This is a genomic window from Amycolatopsis sp. BJA-103, assembly GCF_002849735.1.
Classification (GTDB): domain Bacteria; phylum Actinomycetota; class Actinomycetes; order Mycobacteriales; family Pseudonocardiaceae; genus Amycolatopsis.
Map to the genome: position 1 here is coordinate 1,749,261 of NZ_CP017780.1, position 13,043 is coordinate 1,762,303.

Below are 13,043 nucleotides of genomic sequence, written 5' to 3' on the forward strand. Positions count from 1 at the left end.
CCTTCACTGCGCTAGACGCAAGGAAGGGGGCCATCACGTACTTCGGGTGGACAGGGCACGACCACCTCACCCGGCCCGGTTCGGTTGCGAGTACTCGGCGAGCGCGGCGCTGAAGGAACGCGCGGTGCGCGCCAGTCCGGCGACCGCCGAAAGCGGGTCGCGCCGGGCGGGCAGGACGGCGGCGAGTGCCGCGCCGACCCGGCCGTCCGGAGTCCTGATGCCGACGGCGGCGCAGCCGAGCCCGGCCGTGATGGTTTCCGATTCGGCCGCGTACCCGGCCGACCGGATCTCCAGCGCGTCGGCGTCCGGTTCCGCGAGTGCGGCGTGATGGGCGGCGAGGAGCCGTCCGGCGGCGGTCCCGGGTGGCAGCGGGCTGCCCGGCCACACGGGGACGTCGTCGGAGGGCAGGACGGCGCCCGCCGCGACCAGTGCGCGGCCCTCCCGCGGGACCACGAGCACGAGGCTGACGCGCATCCGCGCCGAAAGCACCGGCAGCCACTCCTTGGCCAGGTCCCGCAGTTCGGGCTGCCAGAACCGGCCGAGCCGGAACACCCGCGAGCCGATCCGGTAGTTGCGGTCCGCACGCTCGACCGCGCCGAGGTCGGCCAGCTGTTCGAGGAGCCGGTGCACGGTGGTCTTCGGGAGCCCGGTGGCCCGCACGAGCTGGGTCAGCCCGGCCTGCCCGCCGTGCTCGTTGAGCGCTTCGAGCAAGGCGAAGGCGCCTTCGAGCACTCCGCGTCCGCCAAGGGGTTCTCGCATCGCCGCCCTTTCTCGAGATCAGGCCACACCGAAGAAGTAAAGTGCGTCCCCAGCCGTCCGGGATACGAACTTTCGGGCAGCCGATGGGGTGGGGTTCCGCTGAACGGCCCAGCCCCCGACGTGACCGACACCGCGACGGAAACGACCGTGCCGGGTCCTGCGTCCCGGCGCGTTCCTGGCATGCTGGCAAGGTTCGCGCGAACACCACAGCTCCAGGGGGACGTCGATAATGGAGGAGATCCGCCGCCTCGCCGACCGGTTCGATCTCATCGAGCCCGTCGGTGGTGGCTCGATGGGCACCGTGTGGCGGGCGCGCGACGACAACCTGGAGCGCACGGTCGCGGTCAAGGAACTCCTTCTGCCGCACGGACAAGGGGAGCAGAAGGCCGACGAGGCCAAGAACCGCGCGCTGCGCGAGGCCAGGATCGCCGCCCGGCTGGTGCATCCGCACGCCATCACCGTCTTCGGCGTGATCGACGAGCAGGACCGCCCGTGGATCATCATGGAGTATCTCCCCTCGATCAGCCTCGCGGACAAACTGCGCGAAGGGCCGATGGAGGTCGACGACGTCATCCGCCTCGCCATCCAGTTGTGCTCGGCGCTGGCGGCCGCGCACCGGGCGGGCATCGTGCACCGCGACATCAAGCCCGGCAACGTCCTGCTCGGCGAGGACGACACCGTCAAGATCACCGACTTCGGGATCTCGCGGGCGATGGGCGACGTCCAGCTCACCGCGACCGGCGAAATCTCCGGGACGCCGGCGTTCCTGGCGCCCGAGGTCGCCCGAGGTGAGGACGCCACTTCCGCTTCCGACGTGTTCTCGCTCGGCGCGACGCTGTACACCGCGCTCGAAGGCGGCACGCCCTACGGCACGGCGGAGAACCCGATCGCGTTGCTGTACCGCGCGTCGAGCGGGGAGATCACCCCGCCGGTCAAGTCCGGCATCCTGACGCCGCTGCTGACCCGTCTCCTCGACGTCCGGCCGGACAGCAGGCCGACGATGACCGAGACCGAGCGGGAGCTGCGGGCCCTGGCGGCGGGGGATCCGACGACGCTCGTCGCCGAGGAGCCGCCACCGAAGGCGCGCAAGGGCATGCTGATCGGCGTACTCGCCGGGTTCCTGGTGCTCGCCGCCATCGCCGCGGCCGTGGTCGTCGTGCTCACGCGCGGCGAGGACACCCCGACGGACGCGGCACCGCCGCCGGCCTCGCAGTCGCAGGCCGTCACCCCGCCGCCGTCGACCGCCGCCGAACCGCCGCCGTCCTCTTCGGCGCCTCCGTCGTCGTCACCGCCCCCGGCCACGTCGTCTTCGGCTCCGCCGCCTCCGGCGCAGACGCCCGGCCAGGCGCTTTCGGCGTACTACTCGCTCATCCCGGGGAATCTCCAGGCCGGGTTCGCGACGCTGACCGACAACTTCAAGCGCACCAAGAACCAGAGCTTCGAGCGCTACTCGAACTTCTGGAAGGACTACCGCGGGGTGGCGGTGTCGAACGTCGTCGAATCCGGGAACACGGTGTCGGTGACGCTCACCTACACCAGGGCCGCGGGCGGGACCATGACGGAGAAAGCGACCTTCGTCATGGTGCAGCAGGACGGGCGCTACCTCATCGATTCCCAGCGCTGAGGCCGAGCTTCCCGGCGAGGCGCTGAAGCCAGGCTTCGACCTCCTCGGGGGACCGGTCCGGGAGGCCGAAGATCGTCTCGGTGACCCCGGCCGCCTCCAGTTTGGCCAGGTTCTCCGGATCCGGGCGGACGCCGAGCGCCGAAATCTCCGGCTCGCCGGAGCGGCCCTCTTCGCGCCAGATCTCGCGCAGGCGCCGCGCCTTGTCCTCGATGTCCGTGTCGCCCGGGGTGGTGAGCCAGCCGTCGGCGGACTTCGCGATCCAGCGGAACGTCTTCTCCGTCCCGCCCGCGCCGACGATCACCGGGATGTGGGCTTGCGCCGGTTTCGGCCACGCCCAGCTCGCGCCGAACGAGACGAACTCACCCGCGTACGAGGCTTCGTCGTCCGTCCAGAGCGCGCGCATCGCCTCCAGGTACTCGCGCAGGACCGTCCGCCGCTTGCCGCCGGGGACGCCGTGATCGGCCAGTTCGTCGACGTTCCAGCCGAAGCCGACGCCGAGGGTGACCCGCCCGGCCGAGAGGTGATCGAGGCTGGCGATCGTCTTCGCCAGCGTGATCGGATCGCTCTCGACCGGGAGGGCGACCGCCGTCGCGAGCCGGATCCGCGTGGTCACCGACGCCGCCGTGGCCAGCGCGACCCACGGGTCCAGCGTGCGCAGGTAGCGATCGTCGGGCAGCGACGCATCGCCGGTGCGCGGATGCGGGGCCTCCCGTTTGACCGGGATGTGCGTGTGTTCGGGCACGTGGAAGGCGTCGAAGCCCGCGGCCTCCGCAGCCTGGGCGGCGGCCGCCGGAGTGATGCCCCGGTCACTGGTGAACAGCACTATCCCGTGTCTCACAGCCGGTCACATTATTAGAACGTGTTTCAGTTTGCAACCGTCGCATGCAGCGTGACCGGCAGTGCGTTCAACCGCCAGGTGCCCGGATCCGGGATCCGCAGCAGGCCGTCGGCGAGCGCCAGATCGGGAAAACGGCGCAGTAGCGCGGTGAGCGCGACTTCGGTCTGGACCCTGGCCAGCGAGGCGCCGAGACAGAAATGCGGTCCGTGCGCGAACGCCAGGTGCCAGGCGGGCCCCGCCGCGCGCCGGATGTCGAAGACGTCCGGTTCGGGGAACGCCCTCGGATCCCGGTTCACCGCGGCGATCGCGACGGTGACCGGTGCTCCTTCGGGGATCGCGACGTCGCCGATCCGGACGTCCGTGGTGGTGATGCGGGGGACCGTCAGGAGTTGCGGGCTGCACCAGCGCATCAGTTCCTCGACCGCGCCGGGCATGAGAGCCGGGTCTTCGCGGAGCTCGGCCAGCTGTGCGGGGTGGGAGAGCAGGATTTCGACGGCGTTGGCGATGAGGTTGCCGGGCACCTGACCGCCCAGGACCAGTTGCCAGACCAAGGCGACCAGTTCGGTTTCGCTGAGCCTGTCGCCGTCTTCGGCCTGGATCTGAAGAAGTTGCGAGACGACGTCCTCGGCGGGCTCGAGCTTCCGTTTCTCGATGGCGGCGAGCGAGTCCTCGACGATCGCCGGGACCGCCTTCGAGAGTCCCGGGCCGTCGCCCGCCGCGACCATCGTCCCGTACTCGCGCCAGCGTGGGCGGTCCGCTTCGGCGATGCCGACCAAGGCGCAGATCACGTCGACCGGAAGCGGGCGCGCGAAGGCCGTGACCAGGTCGATCCGCTCTTCTCCGGCGAGGCTGTCGAGGAGGTCGTCCACGAGCCGCTCGATCCCCGGACGGAGCGCGGCGGCCTTGCGCGGGGTGAACGCGGGGGCCACGAGGCGCCGGAGCCGGACGTGTTCCGGGCCTTCGACCTCCTGCATGCTCCGCATGTACGGACGGCAGTGCTCGGGGATCTCCATTCGCTGGTAGCTGGCCGGGCTCAGCGCGAAGCGCGGGTCGCTCAGCATCTTCCGCGCCTCTTCGTGGCGCAGGATCGCCCACATTTCGAGCCCCGGCGCGACGAGCTTGGCGATCGGGGAGCGCTCGCGGACCGGGCTGTACGCGGTGAATGGATCGCGCAGGACCTCAGGGTCGGTCAGGTGGATCTCGGGAACGTCGGACAAGAGGGCTCTCCCAGTTCGGATGTTCAATTCAGATGTTCTCATCATCTGAATGCCCAAGGTATCTTGATCCGGGTCCGCAGGCAACGACGGGGGAGTGATGGTCCGGCTGAGCAGGGCGGAGACGCAGGAGCGCAATCGCGCGAAGGTGCTGGCCGCCGCGCGCGACGAGTTCGCGGAGCAGGGCTTCCGCGACGCCAAGATCGACGTCATCGCCGAACGGGCGGAGCTCACCCGCGGCGCCGTCTACTCGAACTTCCCCGGGAAACGCGCGCTGTACTTCGCCGTCCTCGCCGAGCTTGCGGAACACTCCGCCGGAGCGCCGCACGCCGTGCCGGGCGAGACGCTCCAGGACGCGCTGGGGGCGCTGGCCAGGGCGAGAATGGCGGCGTTTCCCCTGGGTGAGGACCAGGCGGGCCTCGCGCGCGACCTGATGCCGGAGGTACTCGCGGACGAGCGGATCCGGCGCCCGTTCGCGCAGCTGGTCAAGCTCAACGGGCTGTTGCTCGGGCTCGCGCTGGAGCGGCTCGACCCGCCGGAACGCCCGGAGGGCGCGCCGGTACCACGTCGTGTCCGGCTCGCGGAGACCGTGCTGACCGTGCTGCACGGGGCGGGCCAGCTGGCGGCCGCCGATCCAGGTCTCGTCGAACCTTTCGACGTCGTGAGCGCCGGCGAACGGCTGGCGGGGCTGGCCTTCAACGACTGGTGGGCGCCGCCGGTGATCGCGCCCGCCGCGCAGGCCACCGATCGGCCGTGGTCACCGCCCGGGGCCGTGGACCTCGTCCGTGCCGAACCGTTCGTGCCCGCCGACGGCGTGGTCGTCGTGCTCGGCACCCATCGGATCTCCGCGGCCGAGGAGGCCGTCCGGGCCCACGATGGCGACGTCACCGTCGCCGTCGTGACCAGCGAGCCCGACGAACTCGTCCCGCTGACCCGGCTGATCGTCGCGGAGTTGTGCGGCGGTCTGCGGCAGGCCTTCCCGGAGCGGGCGTGGCCGGGCGTGCGTGTGGTGTGCGACGTGACCGGGACACTGGCCGCGTCGGCGGGGGTGCTCGCGGTCAGCGACGAGACCGAGGCCGCGGTCCGCGTCGAGCAGGGCCGGATCGTCGCCACGGCGGACGGGCGCGGCGCGGGGCAGGCCGTCTCGACGACGGGCGAAGTGTCCCGTGTGGACGATCGCCGCTAGAGGACGTCGGTGTGCCGGATCCGGTACACCTGCAGGCGAAGCCCGTAGTACTTCTCGGTTTCCCCGACCCAGACCATTCCGAGCCGTTTCGCGGTCGCGATGGCGCGCACGTTGTTCGGCCGCGCGACGGCGAAGAACTCGTCCGTGTCCTGGGTGAACGCCCAGCCGAGCAGCGCACGGGCGGCCTCGGAGGCGTAGCCCTCGCCCCAGGCGTCCGGATGCAGCTGCCAGCTGATCTCCAGGTCCTCTTCGTACGGCGGCAGCAGATGGATGCCCAGTCCGCCGACGACGGCGCCGTCTTCCTTGCGCTGCACCGCCCATCTTCCGCGCGGGGGCACGAGATTGGGCTGCGCCTGCTGCCAGGCCTGCAGAACCGAACGCATGGCCGCGGCGTCGGTGACCCGGTCCATCGCCGGGGTGAGCCAGCGGGTCACGTCAGTGGTGCCGTAGATCGCCAGAGCGGCTTCGGCGTCGTCCTCGGACCACTCGCGGACGACGAGCCTTTCGGTGGTCAAGTCCATAACAGAACGTTACGCGCATAGGTGGGGTGATGGGGTGTCTCGATCATGACAACTCGGCAAACCGCGTACCGTGGCTCCATGCGCGCCGACGCTTCGACCACCCCGGAACAGGCCTGTTCGATCGCCCCGGTGGTCGACCTCGTCTTCAGTCGCTGGACGACGCCGATCCTGTGGGCGCTCAACGAATTCGGCAGGCAGCGGTTCGTCGAACTCGAGCGCCGGATCGGGACGATCACGCCGAAGGTGCTGACCCAGCGGCTGCGGCAACTGGAACGCGACGGACTCCTCACGCGGACCTATCACGCGGAGGTGCCGCCCCGGGTCGAGTACGAGATCAGCGACCTGGGCCGGAGCCTGGCGCCGCTGTTCGCGACCCTCGCGGACTGGTCGGCGGAGAACCTGCCGAAGGTGGAGAAGGCCCGGTCGGTCTACGACTCCGACCAGCTTTCTTGACCGATCGGTCCAGATGTGGCTAAGCTTCTCTCGTGTCCCGGGTGAAGGAATTCGACGTCGACGCGGCCTGCGATGCCGCGCTGGAACTGTTCTGGCGGCAGGGGTACGAGGCCACCTCGGTCAGTGATCTCGTCGCCGGACTCGGCATCGGCAAGGCCAGCCTCTACGCGACGTTCGGTACCAAGCATCAGCTGTACCTGACAGCCTTGAACCGCTACATCGCCCGGGGCAACGAGCGGTTCGTCGCGGACTTCGCCGGACCGGGGCCCGCCCTCGACGGCGTGCGGCGGCTCATCGAGCGCTATGTCGCCGAGATCCTCGACGAATCGGGGCGCAAAGGCTGTTTCGTGGTCAACGCCGCGATGGAAATGCTGCCGAAGGATCCCGAGGTCGCGCGCGTGGTCGAGCGCAGCTGGGACGCGCTCGAACTGGCGTTGCGGATGGCGTTGAGCCGGGCGAAGGCGCAGGGCGAAATCGGCCCCGGCGCCGATCCGGAAGCGCTCGCCGGGTTCCTGCTCACCGTCCTGCAGGGAATGCGGGTCCTGGGCAAGGGGCTGGATCACGCGGCACGCGTCCGGGCGACGGCGAAGCAGGCCATCGCGGTCCTCGAAGCCGCTCGTCAGCACTGATAATAGAACGATCGGACCAGAAAGTTGGGTACTGTGGGGAAGCGATTCAGCGGCAAGGTCGTCCTGGTCACCGGGGGAGGTTCCGGGATCGGCCGCGCCACGGCGGCGGCCTTCGCGCGCGAAGGCGCTCAGGTCGTCGTTTCGGGCCGGGACGGCGAGAAACTGCGCCAGACGGTGAAGGAGATCGAGGCCGCAGGCGGCGCGGCCGACGCGGTGACCGCCGACGTGAGTGTCGGCACCGAAGTCGAACGTCTCGTCACCGAGACCGTGCGGCGGCACGGGAAACTCGACGTCGCGTTCAACAACGCGGGCATTCTCGGCAGCCCCGCGCCGACCGCGGACCTCGACGAAGACGGCTTCAGCGCCGTCGTGCAGACCAACCTCACGGGGACCTGGCTGTCCATGAAGCACGAGATCGCGCAGATGCGGGAGGGCGGCGGGGGAGTCATCGTCAACATGGCGTCCAACATCGGCTCGCACATCCGCCTCCCCGGAATGGCCGCCTACGCCGCTTCGAAGGCCGCCGTGGACGTGCTGACCCGGACCGCCGCCCGCGACCACATCGCCGAGGGGATCCGGATCAACGCGGTGAGCCCCGGCGCCACCGACACCGGCATGTCGTTCCGGCCCGGTGACACCGAGGCCGACCGCGCCGAACGGCTCGGCGCGGTCATCCCGCTCGGCCGGATCGGCGCGGTCGAGGAGATCGCCGCGGCGGTGCTGTGGCTGGCCTCCGAGGAATCCGCGTACGTCGTGGGGCACGACATCGTCCTCGACGGTGGCGCGAGCGCCTGATCTTCAGTGGCGGGGCGGTTCCGGGGAGCCGGTGTCGAGCGGTACCGCCGCCGACCTGACGAGTCCTAATTGGACAGTCTGTCGTTTCGTCACCGCCTCCAGTGCCCAGTCGGTGGCGGTGCGCAGCCGGTTTCCCGGCATGGCCAGCAGGTGGTACCCCCGCGTGACCGCCTTGGCGGCGAGCCCGGAAAGGGGGATGTGCAAGGGATTCGCCGCGGCCTGATGACCGCCGAGGTCGACGACGAAGCCGAGATCGTGGTGCCGGTAGGTGCCGTGCGAGCCGTGTCCCAGTGACGCGGCGACGTTCCGCCCGGCGAGCCTGCCCTGCCGCTCGGCGTGCTGGGCCGTCATCGGCGTGTATTCGCCCGGTCTGGTCAGATCCGGGACGGCGGCCGCGTCGCCGCACGCGTAGACGTCGCGTCGTCCGGGGACGTTGAGTTGCGTGGTGACGACGAGCCTGCCCTTGGCCGTCTCCAGTCCCAGGTCCTCGATCAGCGGATCCGGCCGGACCCCGACGCACCAGACGAGGGTGCGGGTCGGCACGGATTCGCCGGAGGTGAGCGTGACGCCCTTCGCGTCGGCGTTGTCGACCGACGTCTTCATCAGCACCTCGACGCCGCGCGCCCGCAACACCTCGTCCGCGGTGGCGCCGAGCCTGCGGTCGAGTTCCGGCAGGACACGTCCGGCCACGTCCAGCAGCAGCCAGCGGATCTTCTGGCCGTCCAGTTCGGGGTGCCGGGCGGCGAGCGCGGCGGTGAACGCCGGCCCCTGGGCGGCGACTTCGGTTCCGGTGTAGCCGGCGCCGACCACGACGAACGTGCAGCGCGCGTCGCGTTCGGCCGGATCTTCGGCGGAGGCCGCGAGCTCTATCTGCCGGGTGACGTGATCCCGCAGGTAGAGCGCCTCGGCAAGACCGCGGAAGCCATGGGCGTACTCGGGCACGCCGGGGATCGGCAACAACTTGTTGACGCTGCCCGCGGCGAGGACGAGGCGGTCGTAGCCGATTTCGTGCTCGCGGTCCTCGGGGTCGGTGTAACGCACGCTGCGGCCGTCGAAATCGACCGAGGTCGCGGTGCCGAGCACGAGGCGCACGCCCCGCAGGGTGCCGGGGATGGAGACCGAAATCCGCCGCGGTTCCAGGATCCCGGCGGCGACTTCGGGCAGCAGGGGAAGGTAGAGGAAGTAGTCGGTCGGGTTCAGCACGACGATCTCGGTGTCGTCGCCGGCCGACTTGAGCAGGGTTTTGGCGGCGTTGTAACCGGCGAACCCGCCTCCGATGATGACTACGCGCATCGTCAGTCCTCGGTGGGCCAGTCGCCGGTCGCCTTGCGGTAGCCGATCGCGCCCGCCCGTTCGGTGGCCGCCTTCACCGCCCCGAAGATCGCGCCCTGCGCAGCGGCCGCGACGAGCACCTGGGTCCAGGTGAAGTCCCGGTCCGTGGCGTTCGGCGCGTCTTCCTCGCCGCTCACGCGTTTCCAGATCTGCTTGAACGCGATCCCGGCGAGCACACCGCCCGCGGCGCTCACGACCATGTTCAGTGGCTTGTATAGGACCTTGTTCACGACGAAGACCTCTTTCGCATGATCAGCCGGATCGTCACGAGCAGTGCGAAAACACCGACGAAGATCGGCAGGGGGTTGGCACGGACGACTTCGGTGCCCTGACGGAACTTGTCCGCCGCGGGCTCGGAGACCTTTTCGGAGATCTTGGCGCTGGCCTGGTCGACTTTGGCGTCGAGGTTGTCGTTGACCCGGGTTTTGACGTCGAGTTTCTGACCCAAGGCGTCGAGGGTTTCGGTGAGCTCCTCACGCGTCACATCGCGATCGGCGCGGGCTTCTTCCGCGTTCTTGGGGAAATCGGTCATGAGCGCACTCCCTGCTTGACGGTGTCGACATCCTTGCGGACGCCTTCGATGGCTTCTTCCGGCACCGGCGGTGTCGCGCTCGCGATCTCCTTCTTGCCGACGATGGCCGAAAGTCCGCCTATCAGCAGCAGTCCCGCGCCGGTCACCACGGCGGCCAGCCAGGCGGGCATCACCAGGGCGAGCGCCAGTACCACCGCGGCGATGAGGGTGGCCAGGCCGAACAGCGCGAACAGCCCGGCGACGCCGAACAACCCGGCGCCGAGTCCCATCCGCTTTCCCTTGCCCTGCAATTCGACGACGGCGAGCCGCATCTCGTCGCGGACGAGACGTTTGACCTCGTCACTCAGGTCGGAGAGCAATTCGCCGACCGACCGGTCTTCGGTCTTTTCGATCATGGAGCACCTCCTCGGGGCGTTCTGCCCGCCGGGTACCCGGGAGTAAGGGCGATCAATCACGGCGCGTTTCGGCCCTCGGGGTGCCGGGTAGCCGAGGAGTGCCGGCTCGAAAGCACCCAACAATCAGGAGGATGCATGAGCACGATCACCGAAATGGTCGACGTCGACGTACCGGTCAAGACCGCGTACAACCAGTGGACCCAGTTCGAGTCCTTCCCGCAGTTCATGGAAGGTGTCGAGGAGATCCGCCAGGTCGACGCGACCCACACCCACTGGGTGACCAAGTTCGGTGGTGTGAGCCGGGAATTCGACGCGACCATCACCGAACAGCATCCCGACGAGCGCGTCGCGTGGACGTCGGACTCCGGTCCCGACCACGCGGGCGTCATCACCTTCCATCGCCTGGACGACAACAAGACGCGTGTCACGGCGCAGATGGAGATCGATCCGGAGGGCTTCGCCGAGAACGTCGCCGACAAGCTCGGCATCCTTGACCGCCGGGTCAAGGGCGACATGAAGCGGTTCAAGGAGTTCATCGAGAGCCGCGGTCATGAGTCCGGCGCGTGGCGCGGTGACGTGGACCGTCCCGGCAGCTGACCCCCACCCGGCGATCTCCCCCTGGAAAACGGCGTTTTCCAGGGGGAGATCCCGGGTATTTCACGGGTGAGGTCCACAACGAAGGGAGCGTCCCGGCATGACTACCAACGCATACGTAGCCTTCCTCGTCATCGGGGTGGCGCTGGTCATGCTCGACGGCCTGATCATCTACCAGAGCGGTAAGCGCTACCTGCGAGGTTCCTACGGCGATCCGGCGGCCGGGGCGTCCATGACCTGGCTGGTCACGGTGCTGTTCCACCTCGCGACGCTGGGCGTCCTGGCACTGCTGTCGACGATCGACATCGGGGGCAGCGACCTTCCGGGTGTGGTCGGCAGGCTGGGTGTCCTGTTGCTGGTCCTGGCCATCGCCCACGCGATCACGCTCAGCGTACTTTCGCGGATCCGCGGCGAGCAGGAGGCCGAAGCGGTCATCAACCGCCCCAGGCAGCGCGTCGAACCCGAGCAGCAGGGCACCACGGTGACGCCGGTGCCCGGGCAGGGAGGCCGGTACCCGACCGCGAGCCCTTCGATCGAGCAGCAGGCGCCGTACACGACGCCGTAGCGCTCGGCCCTTTTGCGTGTGAAGGCCCCCTTTCTCTCGGTCCAGCCGAGGGAAAGGGGGCCTTCACACGCGTGAGGCGGGGGCGGTTACCGGGTGGTCGGCCTTCGTGAGTGGCGATTCGGGTTGCCAGCGCGGTGGCCGCTTGAAGTACGTGATGGCCCCCTTCCTTGCGTCTAGCGCAAGGAAGGGGGCCATCACGTACTTGGGACAGGCGTGAGGGTCGAGTTTCTTCGGCTGAGCCGAGGCAAGGGGCCCTTCACGGCCCGGACTCGTGAACGACCGCGGCCAGAGGCCGGTAGGTAACCAAGACACCCTTAGCCCTAACCCGAATCGCCACTCACGACTGAGGAGTCGCCGATCCGGGCAACCGTGCGGCAACACCAGCCGCCTCGGGTGTCCCGAAAGTGGGGCGGATTCATGTGGTGGTCGCAACGTGCTCTGTTAGGACAGTAGCGTGGTGAGTTTCTCGAGTGGGGTGTGCCAGTCGAGTGTTTTGCGGGGGCGGCTGTTGAGTCGTGCGGCGACCGCGGCGAGGTCTTCGGCGGTGTGCTGGTGCAGGTTGGTCCCTTTGGGGAAGTACTGGCGGAGCAGGCCGTTGGTGTTCTCGTTCGATCCGCGTTGCCATGGGGAATGCGGGTCACAGAAGTAGATGGCCATGTCGGTGGCGAGGGTGATGTCGGCGTGTCGGGCCATCTCGTTGCCCCGGTCCCAGGTCAGTGACCGCCGTAACTGATGCGGGAGAGTCTGGATCGCTTCGATCATCGCGTCCCGGACCTGGATCGCGTCGTGGCCGTTGGGCAGGTGCAGCAGCACGACGAACCGGGTGGAGCGCTCCACGAAGGTGCCGATCGCGGACTTGTTGCCGGCACCGGTGATCAGGTCGCCTTCCCAATGACCCGGGACTGCCCGATCCTCGGCTTCGGCCGGCCGTTCGCTGATCTCCACGAGGTCAGGGATCCGTGATCGTCGTGCCTGCGCCTGCTTGCGCGGTCGGCGCAACGCCCGCCCGGTCCGCAAACACGCGGTGAGCTCGCGGCGCAGCGCTCCCCGGCTCTGCACATACAAGGACTGGTAAATCGTCTCGTGTGACACTCGCATCTCCGGCCGGTCAGGAAACTCCATCGCAAGCCTGGCTGTGATCTGCCCTGGAGACCACTCCTGCAGCAATCGCGCCTGCACATGATCCCGCAACTCGCGATTACCGGCCTCGGCCAGCTTCGCAGTCTTCGGCCGCCGGGCCCGATCGCGCGCCGCTGACTCCGCCCGATGCGCTCGATACCCACCCCGGCCGCCATTGTTCGTCACCTCCCGGCTGATCGTCGACGGCGCCCGGGCCAACTGCCGAGCGATCTCCCGATAAGAGAGATCCCCGGACAGACCACGAGAGATCTCCTCCCGCTCAGCCATACTCAGATAGCGCTCGCCCAACGAGCCAGGTGCGTTCCCGATCACCCCGCCAGCCTGCGCGAACCACCGTCGCCCGGTCTCGTGCGACACATCCACCAAACGGGCGGCAGGCTTGGGCAGATACCCCGCCCGCACCGCACCCCAAAAACGCACCCGCACCGAACGCGGCAACACGAACCCGCCAGCCACCACAAACTCC

The 13,043-nt window shown here is 69.1% G+C and carries 16 protein-coding genes; 7 read left to right on the forward strand and 9 right to left on the reverse strand.

Annotated elements, in window-relative coordinates; translation table 11 throughout:
* Positions 1 to 66 precede the first annotated feature (66 nt).
* A complete protein-coding gene (locus BKN51_RS07830; RefSeq protein WP_101606981.1) occupies positions 67 to 759 on the reverse strand; it encodes an IclR family transcriptional regulator in 693 nt (230 codons plus the stop codon).
* A gap of 229 nt (positions 760 to 988) precedes the next feature.
* Here BKN51_RS07830 and BKN51_RS07835 point away from each other — a divergent pair, with 229 nt between their 5' ends.
* Entirely contained in the window at positions 989 to 2,383 is a 1,395-nt protein-coding gene (locus tag BKN51_RS07835) for a serine/threonine-protein kinase (RefSeq protein WP_101606982.1), read from the forward strand.
* Here the strand turns inward: BKN51_RS07835 and BKN51_RS07840 are convergent.
* Together BKN51_RS07840 and BKN51_RS07845 are read right to left on the reverse strand one after the other, a co-directional pair.
* The gene (locus BKN51_RS07840) at positions 2,364 to 3,221 is read right to left on the reverse strand and encodes an LLM class F420-dependent oxidoreductase (protein ID WP_101606983.1); all 858 of its coding nucleotides are present in this window, start codon (positions 3,219 to 3,221) and stop codon (positions 2,364 to 2,366) included. The genes BKN51_RS07835 and BKN51_RS07840 overlap by 20 nt on opposite strands.
* Positions 3,222 to 3,247: 26 nt before the next feature.
* Entirely contained in the window at positions 3,248 to 4,438 is a 1,191-nt protein-coding gene (locus BKN51_RS07845) for a cytochrome P450 family protein (RefSeq protein ID WP_101606984.1), read from the reverse strand.
* 97 nt (positions 4,439 to 4,535) lie between these two features.
* On the opposite strand from BKN51_RS07845, the gene BKN51_RS07850 reads away from it, so the two are divergent.
* Positions 4,536 to 5,621, forward strand: coding sequence for a TetR/AcrR family transcriptional regulator (locus BKN51_RS07850; protein ID WP_101606985.1), 1,086 nt, complete (start codon positions 4,536 to 4,538; stop codon positions 5,619 to 5,621).
* Here BKN51_RS07850 and BKN51_RS07855 read toward each other — a convergent pair.
* Positions 5,618 to 6,142: a GNAT family N-acetyltransferase gene (locus tag BKN51_RS07855; RefSeq protein ID WP_101606986.1), complete on the reverse strand. Its 525-nt coding sequence runs from the start codon at positions 6,140 to 6,142 to the stop codon at positions 5,618 to 5,620. The two genes, BKN51_RS07850 and BKN51_RS07855, sit on opposite strands and share 4 nt — an antisense overlap.
* 78 nt (positions 6,143 to 6,220) lie before the next feature.
* On the opposite strand from BKN51_RS07855, the gene BKN51_RS07860 reads away from it, so the two are divergent.
* Genes BKN51_RS07860 through BKN51_RS07870 form a run of 3 tightly spaced genes read left to right on the forward strand, consistent with a single transcriptional unit; the run spans position 6,221 to position 8,019 of the window.
* A complete protein-coding gene (locus BKN51_RS07860; RefSeq protein ID WP_101606987.1) occupies positions 6,221 to 6,595 on the forward strand; it encodes a winged helix-turn-helix transcriptional regulator in 375 nt (124 codons plus the stop codon).
* Positions 6,596 to 6,627: 32 nt separating this feature from the next.
* Complete coding sequence (locus BKN51_RS07865) at positions 6,628 to 7,224, forward strand: TetR/AcrR family transcriptional regulator (protein WP_101606988.1); 597 nt, start codon at positions 6,628 to 6,630, stop codon at positions 7,222 to 7,224.
* 33 nt (positions 7,225 to 7,257) lie between these two features.
* Positions 7,258 to 8,019, forward strand: a complete 762-nt coding sequence (locus BKN51_RS07870; protein ID WP_101606989.1) for a glucose 1-dehydrogenase — start codon at positions 7,258 to 7,260, stop codon at positions 8,017 to 8,019.
* Between the two features lie 3 nt (positions 8,020 to 8,022).
* On the opposite strand, the gene BKN51_RS07875 is transcribed toward BKN51_RS07870, so the two are convergent.
* The 4 genes from BKN51_RS07875 to BKN51_RS07890 are packed head-to-tail and all read right to left on the reverse strand — an operon-like array spanning position 8,023 to position 10,278.
* The gene (locus BKN51_RS07875; RefSeq protein WP_101606990.1) at positions 8,023 to 9,312 is read right to left on the reverse strand and encodes an NAD(P)/FAD-dependent oxidoreductase; all 1,290 of its coding nucleotides are present in this window, start codon (positions 9,310 to 9,312) and stop codon (positions 8,023 to 8,025) included.
* A 2-nt stretch (positions 9,313 to 9,314) separates the two neighbouring features.
* A complete protein-coding gene (locus tag BKN51_RS07880) occupies positions 9,315 to 9,581 on the reverse strand; it encodes a DUF4235 domain-containing protein (protein ID WP_101606991.1) in 267 nt (88 codons plus the stop codon).
* Entirely contained in the window at positions 9,578 to 9,883 is a 306-nt protein-coding gene (locus BKN51_RS07885; RefSeq protein WP_101606992.1) for a DUF3618 domain-containing protein, read from the reverse strand. Before BKN51_RS07885 ends, BKN51_RS07880 begins: the two co-directional genes overlap by 4 nt.
* The gene (locus BKN51_RS07890; RefSeq protein WP_101606993.1) at positions 9,880 to 10,278 is read right to left on the reverse strand and encodes a phage holin family protein; all 399 of its coding nucleotides are present in this window, start codon (positions 10,276 to 10,278) and stop codon (positions 9,880 to 9,882) included. Before BKN51_RS07890 ends, BKN51_RS07885 begins: the two co-directional genes overlap by 4 nt.
* 135 nt (positions 10,279 to 10,413) lie before the next feature.
* Here BKN51_RS07890 and BKN51_RS07895 point away from each other — a divergent pair, with 135 nt between their 5' ends.
* On the forward strand, positions 10,414 to 10,875 hold the full coding sequence (locus BKN51_RS07895) for an SRPBCC family protein (protein WP_101606994.1): 462 nt from the start codon (positions 10,414 to 10,416) through the stop codon (positions 10,873 to 10,875).
* 97 nt (positions 10,876 to 10,972) lie between these two features.
* Entirely contained in the window at positions 10,973 to 11,437 is a 465-nt protein-coding gene (locus BKN51_RS07900; protein ID WP_101606995.1) for a hypothetical protein, read from the forward strand.
* Between the two features lie 441 nt (positions 11,438 to 11,878).
* On the opposite strand, the gene BKN51_RS07905 is transcribed toward BKN51_RS07900, so the two are convergent.
* On the reverse strand, positions 11,879 to 13,036 hold the full coding sequence (locus BKN51_RS07905) for an IS30 family transposase (protein WP_442857699.1): 1,158 nt from the start codon (positions 13,034 to 13,036) through the stop codon (positions 11,879 to 11,881).
* Positions 13,037 to 13,043: the final 7 nt, after the last annotated feature.